Here is a 16,492-nt window from a genome sequence, read left to right on the forward strand (position 1 = left end):
ACGACATCGCGCAGTCCGCCCAGCTTGCTGAGCCACGCGTCGGCCGCACCCCCGGTGAAAGCAGCTGTGCTCAGGGCCGCTCTCCGCGCTTGACCTGCGGCTTCGGCAGCCGGAGCCGGCGCATCTGCAGCGAGCGCATCAGCGCGTAGGCGACGGCACCGCGCTTGTTCTCGTCGGGGAAGCGCTCGGCGAGCCGCTTCTTCAGACGGATGCCGGTGACGACCGAGTCCAGCACGATGAGCACGATCACGATCAGCCACAGCAGCAGCGCGATGTTCTGCAGCGCGGGCACCTGCACCATGCTCAGCACGAGGATGACCACGGCCATCGGCAGGAAGAACTCCGCGATGTTGAAGCGCGAGTCGATGAAGTCACGCGCGAACTTGCGGACCGGGCCCTTGTCGCGGGCCGGCAGATACCGCTCGTCGCCCCCGGCCAGCGCCTGGCGCTGCCTCTCCAGGGCGGCCCGGCGCTCCTCGCGCTGGCGCTTGGCGGCATCCTTGCGCGTCATCGACGTGTTGGCCACGCTGCGACGCTGCGACTGGGCCGCACTGCGCTTGGGCGTGGGGCGGCCCTTCGGGGCCTCGGGATGACGGGTCTGATTGGAGTCGGTCACCAGCGCCTTGTCGGCGGCCTGGGCCTTCTCTTCCTTGGCACGGCTACGGAACACAAAACCCAAGGGTACGGGGTGGCGACGCATGGACGTCAGTCCGGTGGGGAACGATCCGGCAACACCAGTCGTCGTAGGGGGACAGAGGGGACGTTGCAGACGGTTCGGCCGGCGGCCATCGGAACCACCCATGAGCCACCCGGGAGTCACCTACTCCTTACGCCGGAGCGGGAGCGTCGGCAGTCGTCCTTGGGGATGAGCGCATCCGTCCCCGAACAGTGCGTCAATGGATGCAGGGCCCGTACTGTGGGTTCTGTCGCAGAGCTGGAGCTGGACGTCAGAAGGGGGCGCGCGAAGCCCATGAGCGGTGTCATGAAGCGTATGGGGATGATCTTCCGCGCGAAGGCGAACAAGGCCCTTGACCGGGCCGAGGACCCGCGCGAGACCCTCGATTACTCGTACCAGAAGCAGCTGGAGCTGCTCCAGAAGGTCCGCCGCGGCGTCGCCGACGTGGCCACCTCGCGCAAGCGCCTGGAACTCCAGCTCAACCAACTCCAGCAGCAGTCGTCGAAGCTGGAGGACCAGGGCCGCAAGGCGCTCGCGCTGGGCCGTGAGGACCTGGCCCGCGAGGCGCTGTCCCGCCGCGCCGCCCTCCAGCAGCAGGTGACGGACCTGGAGACACAGCACTCGACGCTGCAGGGCGAGGAGGAGAAGCTCACCCTCGCGGCCCAGCGTCTGCAGGCGAAGGTCGACGCCTTCCGCACCAAGAAGGAGACGATCAAGGCGACGTACACGGCGGCCCAGGCCCAGACCCGCATCGGTGAGGCGTTCTCCGGCATCTCGGAGGAGATGGGCGACGTCGGCCTGGCCATCCAGCGCGCCGAGGACAAGACGGCACAGCTCCAGGCCCGCGCCGGCGCGATCGACGAACTCCTCGCCTCCGGCGCCCTCGACGACCAGTCCGGCATGCACAAGGACGACATCCAGGCCGAGCTGGACCGGCTCTCCGGTGGTACGGATGTAGAGCTGGAACTGCAGCGCATGAAGGCGGAGCTGGCGGGAGGGGCGTCGGGCGGCCAGCAGGCCATCGAGGGCGGCAACGGTCAGTCGCAGTCCCAGCAGCAGCCGCAGGACACCCCGCGCTTCGACAAGCAGTAGCCGACGGCGGGGCCCACGCCGAGGAGGCCGAGATGGGCGACATGATCGTCCGGATCATGGGTGAAGGGCAGGTGAAGCTGTCCGACAGCCACCTGTCCGAGCTGAACAAGCTCGACGACGAGCTCCTGGTGGAAATGGAGAACGGCGACGGCCCCGGCTTCCGCCGCACCCTCGACGCCCTCCTCTCCAAGGTCCGCGAACTCGGCGAGCCCCTGCCCGACGACTCCTTGGAACCGTCGGAACTGATCCTCCCGTCTCCGGACGCGACCTTGGAGGAGGTCCGGGAATTGCTGAGCGACGATGGCTTGATCCCGGGTTGATCCGGGGCGCCTGTGGACGCCGGTCCGTAAAATCCAGCCCGTCCGGCGTTTGAGGACGAGGCCCGTTCAGGGCCGAAGCGGGGGCCTGGGGGCGGCAGCCCCCAGCAGACGCGCACTGCAACGCCGGGCACACACCACAAGGAACCTCCCGTTGGCCCCCGTCCCAAGCCCCGCAGGGCAACGCACTCGGCGGCACCTCAAGGCGCACCCCATGGCGCTGGACGCCGCGTTGGCGGTGGGCGTACTGGCCTGCATGGTGGCCGGCTCGTTCGTGGACCCGCACGGGAAGAACGGGGTCACCTGGGGCCTGCGCACCCCGGACGCGCTCAGCCTCCTGCTCATCACCCTCGGCGCCGCAGCCCTGGTCTTCCGCCGCCGCGCCCCGCTGCCGGTCCTCGCCCTCACCGGCTCCTTCTCCCTCGTCGAATGCGTCAGCGCCGACCCTCGCGCCCCGGTCGCCATGTCCGCGGTCATCGCCCTCTACACCGTCGCCTCGACCACCGACCGCACCACCACCTGGCGCGTGGGCCTGCTCACCATCACCGCCCTGACCGGCGCCGCCATGCTCGCCGGGCCCCTGCCCTGGTACGCCCAGGAGAACCTCGGCATCTTCGCCTGGACCGGCATCGGCGCCACCGCGGGCGACGCGGTCCGCAGTCGCCGCGCCTTCGTCGCCGCCATCCGCGAGCGCGCCGAACGGGCGGAGCGCACCCGTGAGGAGGAGGCCCGCCGCCGCGTCGCCGAGGAGCGCCTGCGTATCGCCCGGGACCTGCACGACGTCGTCGCCCACCACATCGCCCTCGTCAACGTCCAGGCCGGCGTCGCCGCCCACGTCATGGACAAGCGGCCCGACCAGGCCAAGGAAGCCCTCGCCCACGTACGCGAAGCAAGCCGCTCCGCGCTCAACGAACTGCGTGCCACCGTCGGCCTGCTCCGCCAGTCCGGCGACCCCGAGGCCCCCACCGAACCCGCCCCCGGCCTCGCCCGCCTCGACGAACTCGCGGGCACCTTCCGCAGCGCGGGCCTCCAGGTGGAGGTCGCCCGCACCGACCAGGGCACCACCCTCCCCGCCGCCGTCGACCTGGCCGCCTACCGCGTCATCCAGGAGGCCCTCACCAACGTGCAGAAGCACGCGGGCCCGGAGGCGAAAGCCGAGGTCAGCGTCGTCCGCGTGGGGCCGAACATCGAGATCACCGTCCTCGACGACGGCGCCGGCGAGGACCGCGCGCCCGACAGCGGCGGCCACGGCCTGCTCGGCATGCGCGAGCGCGTCACCGCCCTGCGCGGCACCCTCACCACCGGCCCCCGCTACGGAGGCGGTTTCCGCGTCCATGCGATCCTGCCGATCAAGAGCCCCACCCGCGCCGCCGAGGACACCGCATGACCCGGTCGCGGAACTCCCGGGCACCCCGCGGAAGTTCTCATAGCGCCCAGCCATCCACCTCGTGCCCCGCGGAGGACCCCGCATGACCATCCGCGTCCTGCTCGCCGACGACCAGGCCCTCCTGCGCAGCGCCTTCCGGGTGCTGGTCGACTCCGAGCCCGACATGGAGGTCGTGGGCGAGGCGTCCGACGGGGCGGAGGCGGTGCGGCTGGCCAAGGAGGAGCGGGCGGACGTCGTCCTGATGGACATCCGGATGCCCGGCACCGACGGCCTCGCCGCCACCCGCATGATCAGCGCCGACCCGGCCCTCGCCCATGTCCGCGTCGTCATCCTCACCACCTTCGAGGTCGACGACTACGTCGTGCAGTCGCTGCGCGCCGGCGCCTCAGGTTTCCTCGGCAAGGGTTCCGAACCCGACGAACTGCTCAGCGCGATCCGCATCGCGGCCGGCGGCGAGGCCCTGTTGTCCCCGGCCGCCACCAAGGGGCTGATCGCCCGCTTCCTCGCCCAGGGCGACGGCGCGGACGACGACCGCGACCCCGCCCGCGCCGAGCGGCTCGACGCCCTCACGGTCCGGGAGCGCGAGGTCCTGGTCCTGGTCGCCGGCGGGCACTCCAACGACGAGATCGCCGAGCGGCTCGAGGTCAGCCCGCTGACCGTGAAGACGCATGTCAACCGGGCCATGTCCAAGCTCGGCGCCCGCGACCGGGCCCAGCTCGTGGTGATCGCGTACGAGTCCGGCCTGGTACGTCCAAGGGTGGAGTGACCCGGAGCGGGTGTACTGCGCCCGGAGTATGCGCCGTATAAGGAAATGGACCTGGGGTCTACGGAAACGGGCTCCCCGATGGCTCAGGGTGTTAGGGCGGGCGCTCACATGAGTGGTGCGCTGCGTGTGTGCCACAGACGCCCTGCCACGTCCGCTGCCCACTTCTGCCGCTCACAGAAGAGAGACCCTGACCCATGTCCTGGCTGTCGAGATTCAGCCTTGCCCAACGGGCCCTGATCGGCCTGATGTCGATCATCGCGATCGCCTTCGGCGCCATCGCGATACCCCAGCTCAAGCAGCAGTTGCTGCCCTCCATCGAACTGCCCATGGTGTCCGTGCTGGCGCCGTACCAGGGCGCCTCACCGGACGTGGTCGAGAAGCAGGTCGTCGAGCCGATCGAGGACAGCCTCGAAGCCGTCGACGGCATCACCGGCGTCACCTCCACCGCCAGCGAGGGCAACGCCGTGATCATGGCGTCCTTCGACTACGGCCCCGACACCCAGCAGCTCGTCGCCGACGTCCAGCAGGCCGTCAACCGGGCCCGCGTCCAGCTGCCGGACGATGTGGACCCGCAGGTCATCGCCGGTTCCACGGACGACATCCCGACCGTCGTCCTCGCCGTCACCTCCGGCCAGGACCAGCAGGCGCTGGCCGACCAGCTCGACCGTACGGTCGTGACGGCGCTGGAGGACATCGACGGCGTCGGCCAGGTCACCGTCGACGGCGTACGGGACCTCCAGGTCACCGTGGAGCCGGACGACGCGAAGCTGGCCAAGGCGGGCCTGACCTCGGCGGCCCTCTCCCAGGCCCTGCAGGCGGGCGGCGCCACCGTCCCGGCCGGCTCCTTCGACGAGGGCGGCGACAACCGCACGGTCCAGGTGGGCGGCGGCTTCACCTCGCTGGAGCAGATCAAGGACCTGATGGTCGCCGGTGAGGGCACCTCCGGGAAGAAGCCGGTCCGCCTCGGTGACGTGGCGACCGTCAAGCAGGAGCAGGCCCCGGCCGACTCCATCACCCGCACCGACGGCAAGCCGTCCCTCGCGGTCGCGGTCACCATGGACCGCGACGGCAGCGCGGTCGCCATCTCGGACGCGGTGCGCGACAAGCTCCCGGAGCTCCGCAAGGACCTCGGCTCGGACGCCACGCTCACCGTGGTCAGCGACCAGGGCCCGGCCGTGAAGAAGTCCATCGACGGCCTGACCACCGAGGGCGCGCTCGGTCTGCTCTTCGCGGTGCTCATCATCCTGGTCTTCCTGGCGTCGATCCGCTCGACGCTGGTGACCGCGGTGTCCATCCCGCTGTCCGTGGTCCTGGCGCTGATCGTGCTGTGGACCAGGGACCTCTCCCTGAACATGCTGACGCTCGGCGCGCTGACCATCGCGATCGGCCGCGTCGTCGACGACTCGATCGTGGTCCTGGAGAACATCAAGCGCCACCTCGGCTACGGCGAGGAGCGCGAGGAGGCCATCCTCAAGGCGGTCCGCGAGGTCGCCGGAGCGGTCACCTCCTCCACCCTCACCACGGTCGCCGTCTTCCTGCCGATCGGCCTGACCGGCGGCATGGTGGGCGAGCTGTTCGGCTCGTTCAGCCTGACGGTGACGGCCGCGCTGCTGGCGTCGCTGCTGGTCTCGCTGACGGTCGTCCCGGTCCTGTCGTACTGGTTCCTGCGCGCCCCGAAGGGCACCCCGGAGGACGCCGACGAGGCCCGCCGCAAGGCCGAGGAGAAGGAGGCGAAGAGCAGGCTCCAGCGCTTCTACGTCCCCGTCCTGCGGTTCGCGACGCGCCGCCGCCTCACCAGCGTGCTGCTCGCGATCGTCATCCTCATCGGCACGTTCGGCATGGCGCCGCTGCTGAAGACGAACTTCTTCGACCAGGGCGAGCAGGAAGTCCTCACCGTCAAGCAGGAGTTGAAGCCGGGCACCAGCCTCGCGGCGACCGACGAGCAGGCGAAGAAGGTCGAGAAACTGCTCGCCGGAACCGAGGGCGTGAAGGACTACCAGGTCACGGTCGGCTCGTCCGGCTTCATGGCGGCCTTCGGCGGCGGCACCGACACCAACCAGGCGTCGTACCAGGTGATGCTGGCGGACTCGGCGTCGTACGACGAGGTGCAGGACCGTATCGAGGCGGGCCTGAAGAACCTCGACGGCATCGGTACGACCACCATCGCGGCCGGTGACGGCTTCGGCGCCCAGGACCTGAGCGTGGTCGTGAAGGCTGCCGACGCGGGCGTCCTGCGCACGGCGGCCGAGCAGGTCCGGGAGGCGGTGGCCGGCCTGGACGACGTCACGGACGTGACCAGCGACCTGTCGCAGAGCGTGCCGCGCATCTCGGTCAAGGCCAACGACAAGGCGGCCGCGGCGGGCTTCAACGACCAGACGCTCGGCATGGCGGTGGCCCAGGCGGTCCGCGGCAACACGGCGGCCCAGGCGACCCTCGACGACACCGAGCGGGACATCGTCATCAGGTCGGCGAAGCCCGCGAAGACGTTGAAGCAGCTTCAGGGCCTGTCTCTGGGCCGGGTGAAGCTGGGTGACATCGCGGACGTGAAGCTGGTGGACGGCCCGGTCTCGATGACCAGGATCGACGGTCAGCGCGCCGCCACGATCACCGCCAAGCCGACCGGCGACAACACCGGCGCGGTGAGCGCGGACCTCCAGTCCAAGATCAACGGGCTGACCCTCCCGGCGGGCGCGACGGCCGAGATCGGCGGTGTCTCGCAGGACCAGGACGAGGCGTTCGCCAACCTGGGTCTGGCGATGCTGGCGGCGATCGCGATCGTCTTCATGCTGCTGGTGGCGACCTTCCGCTCGCTGGCCCAGCCGCTGATCCTGCTCGTGTCGATCCCGTTCGCGGCGACCGGCGCGATCGGCCTCCTGGTGGCGACCGGCACCCCGATGGGCGTCCCCGCGATGATCGGCATGCTGATGCTGATCGGCATCGTGGTGACGAACGCGATCGTCCTGATCGACCTCATCAACCAGTACCGGAAGCAGGGTTACGGCGTCGTCGAAGCCGTGATCGAGGGCGGCCGGCACCGGCTGCGCCCGATCCTCATGACGGCCCTGGCGACGATCTTCGCCCTGCTCCCGATGGCCGCGGGCGTCACCGGCGAGGGCGGCTTCATCGCCCAGCCGCTGGCGGTGGTCGTCATCGGCGGCCTGATCACCTCGACCATGCTGACGCTGCTGCTCGTTCCGACGCTGTACACGATGCTGGAGCTCCGCAAGGAGCGCCGGGCGAAGAAGCGGGCGGCGAAGAAGGCCAAGAAGGCCGGGACGCCTGCTCAGCCGAAGGAATCGGGGGAGCCCGAACCCGCGGGCGTGTGACGGCCCTTGTCGTACGGCGGCCGGGCCCCTGATCCACGGAGATCGGGGACCCGGCCATTGCCGTACCCGGGGTTACGTATTCCGTGGCCTCGAACTGATCCGTGGCGGAAGGGGATTCGCGCGTGCCGCTGCACAGGGACGACCCGAAGTCCGTCGGCGGCTACAAGCCGGTCGACCGGCTCGGGGCCGGAGGCATGGAATCGTCTACCGGGGCAGGGCGCGCTCGGGCCGCGAGGCCGTCCGCAAGGTGAGCGGTGCCTTCACCGCACCCGTGGTGGACGCCGGCCAAGGAGGCGGTACGGCCCTGGACGGCGACCCGGTACGTGCCCGGCAAACCGACGAAGACCTACGACGGCTCGGTGCGGCCGGGCGCCGGCACCCTGTGGATCACCCAGGCCAACGGCCAGGTGGCCGCCGTCTCCCGCTGACCGGCGAGCAGCTGTGGCAGACCCGGACCAGCGTCGAGGCCTCCGGGCAGCCCGCCTACGACGACCGCACCGGCACGTGGTACCTGGCCGGCATCAGTGGCCGGGTAGCCGCCCTCGACACCCGCGAGGGCGAGTTGCCGCGGGAGACGGGCGCGCACGCCGATCAGCCCGCGAGCGGCGAGTCGATCAAGTCCCAGGTACTGCGGTACGGCGGCGCACTGATCGTGAGCACCCCCGACGGCACCGGCTTCAGCCTCGACCCCGCTCACCCCGAGCGGAAATCCTCCTCGGGGTGAGCACGCCGCACGGCGGGACTACGGCAGCGCCAGCATCCGCTCCAGCGCCAGCTTCGCGAACGCCTCGGTCTCCTTGTCGACTTCGATGCGGTTGACCAGGTTGCCCTCGGCGAGGGACTCCAGGGTCCAAACCAGGTGGGGCAGGTCGATGCGGTTCATCGTCGAGCAGAAGCAGACCGTCTTGTCCAGGAAGACGATCTCCTTGCCCTCCGGCGCGAAACGGTTCGCCAGGCGGCGTACGAGGTTCAGCTCGGTGCCGATGGCCCACTTGGAGCCGGCCGGGGCGGCCTCCAGGGCCTTGATGATGTACTCGGTCGAACCGACGTAGTCCGCCGCGGCCACGACCTCGTGCTTGCACTCGGGGTGGACCAGCACATTGACGCCGGGGATCCGGGCGCGCACGTCCTCCACGGACTCCAGGCTGAAGCGGCCGTGCACCGAGCAGTGGCCGCGCCACAGGATCATCTTCGCGGCGCGCAGCTCGTCGGCCGTCAGCCCGCCGTTCGGCTTGTGCGGGTTGTAGACGACACAGTCTTCCAGGGACATGCCCATGTCCCGGACGGCGGTGTTGCGCCCGAGGTGCTGGTCGGGGAGGAAGAGGACCTTCTCACCCTGCTCGAAGGCCCAGTCCAGGGCCCGTTTCGCGTTCGACGAGGTGCAGATCGTGCCGCCGTGCTTGCCCGTGAACGCCTTGATGTCCGCGGACGAGTTCATGTACGACACCGGCACGACCTGCTCGGCTACCCCGGCCTCGGTCAGTACGTCCCAGCACTCGGCGACCTGCTCGGCCGTCGCCATGTCGGCCATCGAGCAGCCGGCGGCGAGGTCGGGCAGGACGACCTTCTGGTCGTCGGAGGTCAGGATGTCCGCCGACTCGGCCATGAAGTGCACGCCGCAGAACACGATGTACTCGGCCTCCGGGCGCGCGGCCGCGTCCCGGGCCAGCTTGAAGGAGTCGCCGGTCACGTCCGCGAACTGGATGACCTCGTCGCGCTGGTAATGGTGGCCGAGCACGAAGACCTTGTTCCCGAGCTTCTCCTTGGCCGCGCGGGCGCGCTCGACCAGGTCCGGGTCGGACGGCGAGGGCAGGTCGCCGGGACACTCGACGCCGCGCTCGCTCCTGGGGTCGGCCTCACGGCCGAGGAGCAGCAGGGCGAGGGGCGTCGGCTGGACGTCGAGCTCCGTGGTCTGGGCGGTGGTCACGACACGCACCCTTTCTGTTCTGCGGCTCGCCGGGACCGGAAGATCCGGACCCGGCGGGTCATGCGGGACACCTTCATCGACTTTTCGTCGAATTGACGCTATCTATCATAACCGGTTCACGTCAGTTTGACGATGGCCATCGCGTCGATGTGACGTGAATCCCGATGACGGGTCCGCGTATTCCCCATTGAGGCGTTTTCCGCTTCGCGCACCGTGTGCGAGCATGAAGGAGGACCGATAAGACAAGCGCCCGGCCCGGAATGAATCCGCGGCCCCGCCGGTTGCAACCGTCGGCAAGCAGTCTCCGTACAACCCGGGAGAGATGTAGATGTCCGTATCGGACGAGACCAGCACCGTCACCGACGGCATCGTCCTGACCGACGCCGCCGCGTCCAAGGTCAAGGCCCTGCTCGACCAGGAAGGCCGTGACGACCTGGCCCTGCGCGTGGCCGTCCAGCCCGGCGGCTGCTCCGGCCTGCGCTACCAGCTCTTCTTCGACGAGCGTTCCCTCGACGGCGACGTGGTGAAGGACTTCGGCGGTGTGAAGGTCGTCACCGACCGCATGAGCGCCCCGTACCTGGGCGGCGCCACCGTCGACTTCGTGGACACGATCGAGAAGCAGGGCTTCACGATCGACAACCCGAACGCGACGGGCTCCTGCGCCTGCGGCGACTCCTTCAACTGAGCAGCCCGGCCGAGCCCAACTGAGCAGCCCGGCCGAGCCCGGCCGGCACACGGGAAGGCGGCGACCCCCTCCGACGGGGCCGCCGCCTTCCCGCGTCCGCGGACCCTTACCGGGCCCCGGACGTCTCCGGTGCGTCCGGGAGCCGCGTCCCGGGCTTCTCCAGCGGGACGGCCTGTCCGTCCGAGCCCACGACCTTGCGGTCACCGAGCGGCTCGTCCAGCTGCACGGTCTTGTGGAACACCTTGGCGATCATGATGCAGATCTTGTCCGGCTGAGAGGTCTCGGTCACCTGGACCGTGACCTCGTCCTCACTCTCGCTCGCCGTCACCTTGTACTCGGCGCACACGCCGCCCGTGAAGGCCACGGTCAGTTCCCTGCCGTCGACGGTGTAGCCGTCCACCGCCACGTTCCGGGTGACCGGCGCCGAGGTCGGCTCGTCCTTCGGCTCGGTCGGCCGCGGCGTCGGCTGCCCGCTCGGCTGCCCGCTCGGCTCCTCGGACGGCGTGGCCGAGACCAGGTACTTCGGGTCGACCGCCGGATACGTCACCGTGAAGCCGTCCTGCGCGCCCGGCGCCCGCACCTCGAACAGCCAGGACGGCACCAGCGCCTGCCGCGTGTCCACGGAGTGCGAGGCCAGCCCGAACACCGCCTTCTCGACCGTGACGGTGTCCTTCGCCGGCGCACCCGTCGAGGCCTCCGACCCGCAAGGCGCCTCGAGGCGGTCCTTCAGCGGTACGGGGCTGGCACAGCCGCCTATGCCCATGCGGTGGTCGGTCCCCGGCGCCGCGTTCATCAGCCCGAGCGTCTTCTCGGCATCCAGCACGGGGTACGTGTCCCCCTTCACCGGCGCCTTCAACTGGCCGCTACCGCCGACCACTTCACCCTGGGCGCTCACCGTGACCCCGGTCGTCCAGCCGTACGTGGGCAGCCCGCCGACGAGAGGGCTGGCGTTCACGACCCGCTGCGCGCCCATGAGCTGGCCGGCGTCGAGCTTCGCGTCGTCCTGACCCACCGCCTTGAGGACCGGCGCGGCGGCCTTCTTCGCGGCGGCCTCGCTCACCGGGTCGGCGGCCCGGTCCGCGGCGCCCTTGTCGCAGACGGTGGTGCTCTCGCAGTTGTCGGTGCCGGGGGCGTACCGGTAGAAGGTCCAGGTCCCCGGCGCCTGCTTGTTCACCTGCAGACTGGGCCCCGACCCGTCCTTCGCCCCGACCTTCCAGGTCTGCCCCTGCGCCACCGGCTTCCCGTCCACCCCGAGCGCCTCGGCCAGCCGGGCCACCTCGTCCGCGCCGACTTCACCCTGAGCCCGGTACACCGGCGCCGAGCCGGGCCCGTCCGCCAACTCCCCGTCGGCCTTGTAGGTGACGCCGTACGGGTTGGGCTCCCCGGGCGCGATGCCGCCGGTACCGCCGGTGCCGCCCTCGGTGTAGCCGTCGAGGTGGAGCGGCGGGGGAGTGTCGTCGCCGGACGTCCCCGACGCCGTACCCCCGTCCGACCCACCCGACGCACTCGCGGCGAGGTAGGCCCCACCGCCCCCGACCAGCAGCACGGCGGCAGCGACGGAGGCGATGATCGCGGGGGAGCGGCGCCGGGCGGAATCGCTGACTCCGGCCTCGTGGCGAGCGGCCTCTTCATGATCGGTCTCTTCATGGGCGCGCTCGTCCTCGGCCCCCGTGGCCTCGGCGTCGGGAACGGTGGTGCCGTCCTCCACGGCACCGGCGGCGCCGTTCTCCTCCCGGACGCCCTGCTCCTCGGCGGAGCCGTCGGCGCCCGTGTCGTCGTTCTCGGGTCGCTCGGTGTTCACCGCATCGCTCCTTCGGCTGCGCACATGTCCCATGACCCTGACCGGACCCTGCCAAAAAGGTCGGCCCACGGTCGTATCCCGCATCCCCTTTACGGGGGACAGCGATGGGACGCAGCGGGGGAGCGCGCGGTTCCCTGAAAGGCGCCGATTCAGTCGCCGTAGTCCGACATCGCGTCCAGCAGCCGCGCCGACCTCGGCGGCACGGTCACCCCATGGATGAGTGAGGGGGAGACCGGACGGGAAAGGACACGGTCGGGAGCGGTCCAGTGGGGAGCCATCCGCGCGCAGTCACCGCGCAGCGACGCCAGGTCGCCCTCCAGGTCGATCGGAGCCGGGGCGTGGACCTCGATTTTCGTCATAACGGAACCGTAGGCACGCCGAGAGCCGCGAAGAAAGATCTACTATCGGGTAGTTTCGACTGCTTCAGAGTCCTGGTCACGAACGGTAGCGTGGACTGTCAACCTCACCTCCCCGCAGGAGACTCCACGCCGTGCGCATCGCAGTCACCGGCTCCATCGCCACCGACCACCTCATGACCTTCCCCGGCCGCTTCGCCGACCAGTTCGTCGCGGACCAGCTGCACACGGTCTCGCTCTCCTTCCTGGTCGACAACCTGGACGTACGCCGGGGCGGCGTAGGCGCGAACATCGCCTTCGGCATGGGCCAGCTGGGCACGAAGCCGATCCTGGTCGGCGCCGCGGGCTCCGACTTCGACGAGTACCGGGCCTGGCTGGACCGGCACGGCGTCGACACCGGCTCGGTCCGCATCTCCGAGACCCTGCACACCGCCCGCTTCGTCTGCACCACCGACGCCGACCACAACCAGATCGGCTCCTTCTACACCGGCGCGATGAGCGAGGCCCGCCTCATCGAGCTGAAGACCGTCGCGGACCGCGTCGGCGGCCTCGACCTGGTCCTCATCGGCGCCGACGACCCCGAGGCGATGCTCCGCCACACCGAGGAGTGCCGCTCCCGCGAGATCCCCTTCGCCGCGGACTTCTCCCAGCAGATCGCCCGCATGAACGGCGACGAGATCCGGATACTGCTGGACGGAGCGACGTACCTCTTCTCGAACGAGTACGAGAAGGGCCTCATCGAGTCCAAGACCGGCTGGACCGACGAGGAGATCCTCTCCAAGGTCGGCCACCGCGTCACGACCCTCGGCTCGCGCGGCGTCCGCATCGAGCGCGAGGGGGAGGACCCGATCGAGGTCGGCTGCCCCGAGGAGGAGCGCAAGGCCGACCCCACCGGTGTCGGCGACGCCTTCCGCGCGGGGTTCCTGTCGGGACTGGCGTGGGGTGTTTCCCTTGAGCGTGCCGCGCAGGTGGGGTGCATGCTGGCGACCCTGGTGATCGAGACGGTGGGGACGCAGGAGTATCAGCTGCGGCGGGCTCACTTCATGGACCGCTTCACCAAGGCGTACGGGGACGCTGCCGCCGAGGAGGTGCGGAAGCATCTCGGCTGAGGCCGGGTGCGACTACGCGTCTGCCTTGGCGGGAGTGTCGTCGTGTGCTGGTGCGTGGGGACTGGTCGCGCTCACGCGGCGGTGGCCGCATATCGATACCGCCCCGCGCCCCTGAAAGACGGGGCGTTCAGGTCACCCGGCGGACTACGTACGCCGTCCCCTCCGCAGCCTGCTCCTCGCCCACGTACTCCTGCCCCCGCATCGCGCACCAGGCCGGAATGTCCAGCCGTGCGGCCTCGTCGTCGGCCAGGACCCGTACCCGTCCGCCCACGGGCACCTCGCCGATGACCTTGGCCAGCTCGATGACCGGAAGCGGACAGAGCTTGCCGATCGCGTCCACGACCAGGACGTCCTCCCGTACGACAGTGCTGGGCACCGGCGCCCCGAGCTTCTCCCGCACGGACGCCACGGCCCCCGGCAGCACCTCCAGGAACCGCTCGACGTCCTCCGCCGCCGTCCCGAACGGCAACGAAACCCTCACGTTTCCCTCGCTCAGCACCCCCATCGCCCTCAGCACATGGCTGGGCGTCAACGTGCTGCTCGTACAGGACGAACCGGAGGAGACCGAGAACCCGGCACGATCCAGCTCGTGCAGCAATGTCTCCCCGTCGACATAGAGACAGGAGAAGGTGACGACACCGGGCAGTCGCCGCACCGGATCGCCGACCACCTCCACATCCGGCACCGTCCCCGGCACCCGCGCCCGGATCCGCTCCGTCAGCTCCCGCAGCCGTACCGCCTCTTGGGCCGCCTCCGCCTGTACGGCCCGCAGCGAGGCCGCCGCGGCGACGATCGCCGGGATGTTCTCGAACCCGGCCGCCCGCCCCGACTCCCGCTCGTCCAGGGGCCCTTGTGCGGCGAACCGCACTCCTTTGCGTACGACGAGCAGTCCGACCCCAGACGGCCCACCCCATTTATGGGCGCTCCCGGTCAACACCGACCAGTCACCCTCGACGCGCCCCCACCCGAGCGACTGCGCCGCGTCCACCAGCAGCGGCACCCCGGCCTCCCGGCACACCCCGGCCACCTCCGCCACCGGCTGCTCGGTCCCCACCTCGTGGTTGGCCGACTGGAGGCAGGCCAGGGCGGTCTCCGGGCGAAGGGCAGCCACGTAACCCCGCACGCTCACGGCCCCGGCACGGTCCACCCCGACCTGCGTGACCGCCCCGCCCCCGGCCTCGTGCGCATCAGCCGCATGGAGCACAGAGGAGTGTTCGACGGCGGACACGATCAGGTGACGCCCGACCCGCCGCCGCCCCGCCAACACGCCCGCGACACCCGAGTGCACGGCCCGGGTCCCGGACGAGGTGAACACCAACTCGTCGGCACGACACCCCACCGCCTCGGCAGCGGCCTCCCGAGCCGCGTCGAGCAACATGCGCGCCCGCCGCCCTTCCCGATAGAGACGGGCAGGATCAGCCCACCCCTCATCAAGGGAGGCCTGCAGAGCCTGCCGGGCAACGGGATGAAGGGGAGCACTGGAAGCAGCGTCGAAGTAGCCCACACAGCAACGCTAAATCGTCCGGTCACTGGAACGCCCTTCAGGGGCGCGGGACAGTGACATCAGCGGCTCCGCCGCGGGGCGCGACAAGCCCCAACGAGCCCGCCGCCGCCAATCAAGCGAACCCCCCACCTCAGTAGGCCCCCCTCCCCGCGAACCCCCGGAGGGCGTCGGCTAGGGTTTGGTCCGCATAAACATCCAAACCCCTGCCCGACGCAGGGCGGCGACCGACCAGCGAGAAGGCCAGGCCGCAGCCATACCGCGCGGGCGAGACTCTCGGGAAGGCGCTACGTGAGTCCCAACGGCTCCGACCGCTCGCCGCGGCGCCCGATGCGGCGGAAGCTGCTGCAGGCAATGACTGCGGGCCTGGTCCTGGCGACAGCCACCGGTTGCTCGTACAACTGGGAAGACTTCCCTCGCCTTGGTATGCCCACCCCGACCACGGAAGAGGCTCCGCGGATCCTCTCCCTGTGGCAGGGTTCCTGGGCGGCGGCGCTCGCCGTCGGCGTGCTGGTGTGGGGCCTCATCCTGTGGAGCGCCATCTTCCATCGGCGCAGCCGCACCAAGGTCGAGGTCCCTCCGCAGACCCGGTACAACATGCCGATCGAGGCGCTGTACACGGTGGTCCCGCTCATCATCGTCTCGGTCCTGTTCTACTTCACGGCCCGCGACGAGTCGAAGCTCCTCGAACTCAAGGACAAGCCCGACGTCACCGTCAACGTCGTCGGCTTCCAGTGGTCCTGGTGCTTCAACATGATCGAGAACGTCGACGGTTCCACCGGCGACGCCAAGACGGCCAAGGAACTGGCCGCGATCCCGGACCGGTTCAAGGAAGACTTCCCGGCGAACGCCGGCGGCGTCTACGACTGCGGCACTCCCGGCACCCGGAACCCGCAGACGGGCAACCCGGGTCCGACCCTGTGGCTCCCCAAGGGCAAGACGGTCCGCTTCGTCCTCACCTCGCGTGACGTCATCCACTCCTTCTGGGTGGTGCCGTTCCTGATGAAGCAGGACGTCATCCCGGGCCACACCAACGCCTTCGAGGTGACCCCCAACAAGGAGGGCACCTTCCTGGGCAAGTGCGCCGAACTCTGCGGCGTCGACCACTCCCGGATGCTGTTCAACGTGAAGGTCGTCTCCCCCGAGCGCTACGAGCAGCACCTCAAGGACCTCGCCAAGAAGGGGCAGACCGGTTACGTTCCCGCCGGCATCGCGCAGACGAGCCACGAGAAGAACCGGGAGACGACAAACCTGTGAGCATCCTCAACGAACCCCAGGGTGCCGCGGCAGCTGAGGACTCGTACGAGAACGAGCTGCCGGTCAGGCGCAAGCAGCCCGGCAACGTCGTGGTCAAGTGGCTCACCACCACCGACCACAAGACGATCGGAACGCTGTACCTCGTCACGTCGTTCGCGTTCTTCGTGATCGGCGGCGTGATGGCGCTGCTCATGCGCGCCGAGCTCGCCCGGCCTGGTCTGCAGATCATGTCGAACGAGCAGTTCAACCAGGCGTTCACGATGCACGGCACGATCATGCTGCTGATGTTCGC

General features: G+C 70.0%; 15 protein-coding genes and 1 pseudogene. 11 read left to right on the plus strand and 5 right to left on the minus strand.

Annotated features, from left to right (window positions below; all coding sequences use genetic code 11):
* Positions 1–70: 70 nt before the first annotated feature.
* Positions 71–700: a DUF3043 domain-containing protein gene (locus ACTMVF_RS35640; RefSeq protein ID WP_441275191.1), complete on the minus strand. Its 630-nt coding sequence runs from the start codon at positions 698–700 to the stop codon at positions 71–73.
* 291 nt (positions 701–991) lie between these two features.
* Here ACTMVF_RS35640 and ACTMVF_RS35645 point away from each other — a divergent pair, with 291 nt between their 5' ends.
* The 7 genes and pseudogenes from ACTMVF_RS35645 (at position 992) to ACTMVF_RS35675 (ending at position 8,288) form a co-directional block, all read left to right on the plus strand.
* Entirely contained in the window at positions 992–1,768 is a 777-nt protein-coding gene (locus ACTMVF_RS35645) for a PspA/IM30 family protein (RefSeq protein ID WP_441275211.1), read from the plus strand.
* 41 nt (positions 1,769–1,809) lie between these two features.
* Positions 1,810–2,088 (plus strand): PspA-associated protein PspAA, encoded by a 279-nt coding sequence (pspAA, locus tag ACTMVF_RS35650; protein WP_441275212.1) that lies wholly within the window; start codon positions 1,810–1,812, stop codon positions 2,086–2,088.
* Positions 2,089–2,239: 151 nt separating this feature from the next.
* Positions 2,240–3,472, plus strand: a complete 1,233-nt coding sequence (locus ACTMVF_RS35655; RefSeq protein WP_441275192.1) for a sensor histidine kinase — start codon at positions 2,240–2,242, stop codon at positions 3,470–3,472.
* An 82-nt stretch (positions 3,473–3,554) separates the two neighbouring features.
* The gene (locus ACTMVF_RS35660; RefSeq protein WP_441275193.1) at positions 3,555–4,238 is read left to right on the plus strand and encodes a response regulator; all 684 of its coding nucleotides are present in this window, start codon (positions 3,555–3,557) and stop codon (positions 4,236–4,238) included.
* 194 nt (positions 4,239–4,432) lie between these two features.
* Positions 4,433–7,564, plus strand: coding sequence for an efflux RND transporter permease subunit (locus ACTMVF_RS35665; RefSeq protein WP_441275194.1), 3,132 nt, complete (start codon positions 4,433–4,435; stop codon positions 7,562–7,564).
* A gap of 122 nt (positions 7,565–7,686) precedes the next feature.
* Positions 7,687–7,899: pseudogene (locus ACTMVF_RS35670) on the plus strand (hypothetical protein); the annotation flags it as partial.
* Positions 7,900–7,946: 47 nt separating this feature from the next.
* Positions 7,947–8,288, plus strand: coding sequence for a hypothetical protein (locus ACTMVF_RS35675; RefSeq protein WP_441275195.1), 342 nt, complete (start codon positions 7,947–7,949; stop codon positions 8,286–8,288).
* Between the two features lie 18 nt (positions 8,289–8,306).
* Here ACTMVF_RS35675 and nadA read toward each other — a convergent pair whose 3' ends face one another.
* Positions 8,307–9,491, minus strand: coding sequence for a quinolinate synthase NadA (gene nadA / locus ACTMVF_RS35680; protein ID WP_441275196.1), 1,185 nt, complete (start codon positions 9,489–9,491; stop codon positions 8,307–8,309).
* 328 nt (positions 9,492–9,819) lie between these two features.
* On the opposite strand from nadA, the gene ACTMVF_RS35685 reads away from it, so the two are divergent.
* A complete protein-coding gene (locus tag ACTMVF_RS35685; RefSeq protein WP_302001300.1) occupies positions 9,820–10,176 on the plus strand; it encodes a HesB/IscA family protein in 357 nt (118 codons plus the stop codon).
* A 106-nt stretch (positions 10,177–10,282) separates the two neighbouring features.
* On the opposite strand, the gene ACTMVF_RS35690 is transcribed toward ACTMVF_RS35685, so the two are convergent.
* Together ACTMVF_RS35690 and ACTMVF_RS35695 are read right to left on the minus strand one after the other, a co-directional pair.
* Complete coding sequence (locus ACTMVF_RS35690) at positions 10,283–11,977, minus strand: PT domain-containing protein (RefSeq protein WP_441275197.1); 1,695 nt, start codon at positions 11,975–11,977, stop codon at positions 10,283–10,285.
* A gap of 149 nt (positions 11,978–12,126) precedes the next feature.
* Positions 12,127–12,336 (minus strand): hypothetical protein, encoded by a 210-nt coding sequence (locus tag ACTMVF_RS35695; protein WP_441275198.1) that lies wholly within the window; start codon positions 12,334–12,336, stop codon positions 12,127–12,129.
* Between the two features lie 131 nt (positions 12,337–12,467).
* On the opposite strand from ACTMVF_RS35695, the gene ACTMVF_RS35700 reads away from it, so the two are divergent.
* Positions 12,468–13,442 carry a carbohydrate kinase family protein gene (locus ACTMVF_RS35700; RefSeq protein ID WP_441275199.1) on the plus strand — a complete coding sequence of 325 codons (975 nt, stop codon included), beginning with the start codon at positions 12,468–12,470 and terminating at the stop codon, positions 13,440–13,442.
* A gap of 127 nt (positions 13,443–13,569) precedes the next feature.
* On the opposite strand, the gene ACTMVF_RS35705 is transcribed toward ACTMVF_RS35700, so the two are convergent.
* The gene (locus tag ACTMVF_RS35705) at positions 13,570–14,946 is read right to left on the minus strand and encodes a cysteine desulfurase/sulfurtransferase TusA family protein (protein ID WP_441275200.1); all 1,377 of its coding nucleotides are present in this window, start codon (positions 14,944–14,946) and stop codon (positions 13,570–13,572) included.
* Positions 14,947–15,234: 288 nt separating this feature from the next.
* Here ACTMVF_RS35705 and ctaC point away from each other — a divergent pair, with 288 nt between their 5' ends.
* Positions 15,235–16,200 (plus strand): aa3-type cytochrome oxidase subunit II, encoded by a 966-nt coding sequence (ctaC, locus tag ACTMVF_RS35710; protein ID WP_441275201.1) that lies wholly within the window; start codon positions 15,235–15,237, stop codon positions 16,198–16,200.
* On the plus strand, positions 16,197–16,492 hold a 296-nt coding region (locus tag ACTMVF_RS35715), incomplete at its 3' end, for a cbb3-type cytochrome c oxidase subunit I (RefSeq protein WP_441275202.1). The genes ctaC and ACTMVF_RS35715, both read left to right, overlap by 4 nt.

The sequence above is a fragment of the Streptomyces sp. SD31 genome, from assembly GCF_052068475.1.
Classification (GTDB): domain Bacteria; phylum Actinomycetota; class Actinomycetes; order Streptomycetales; family Streptomycetaceae; genus Streptomyces.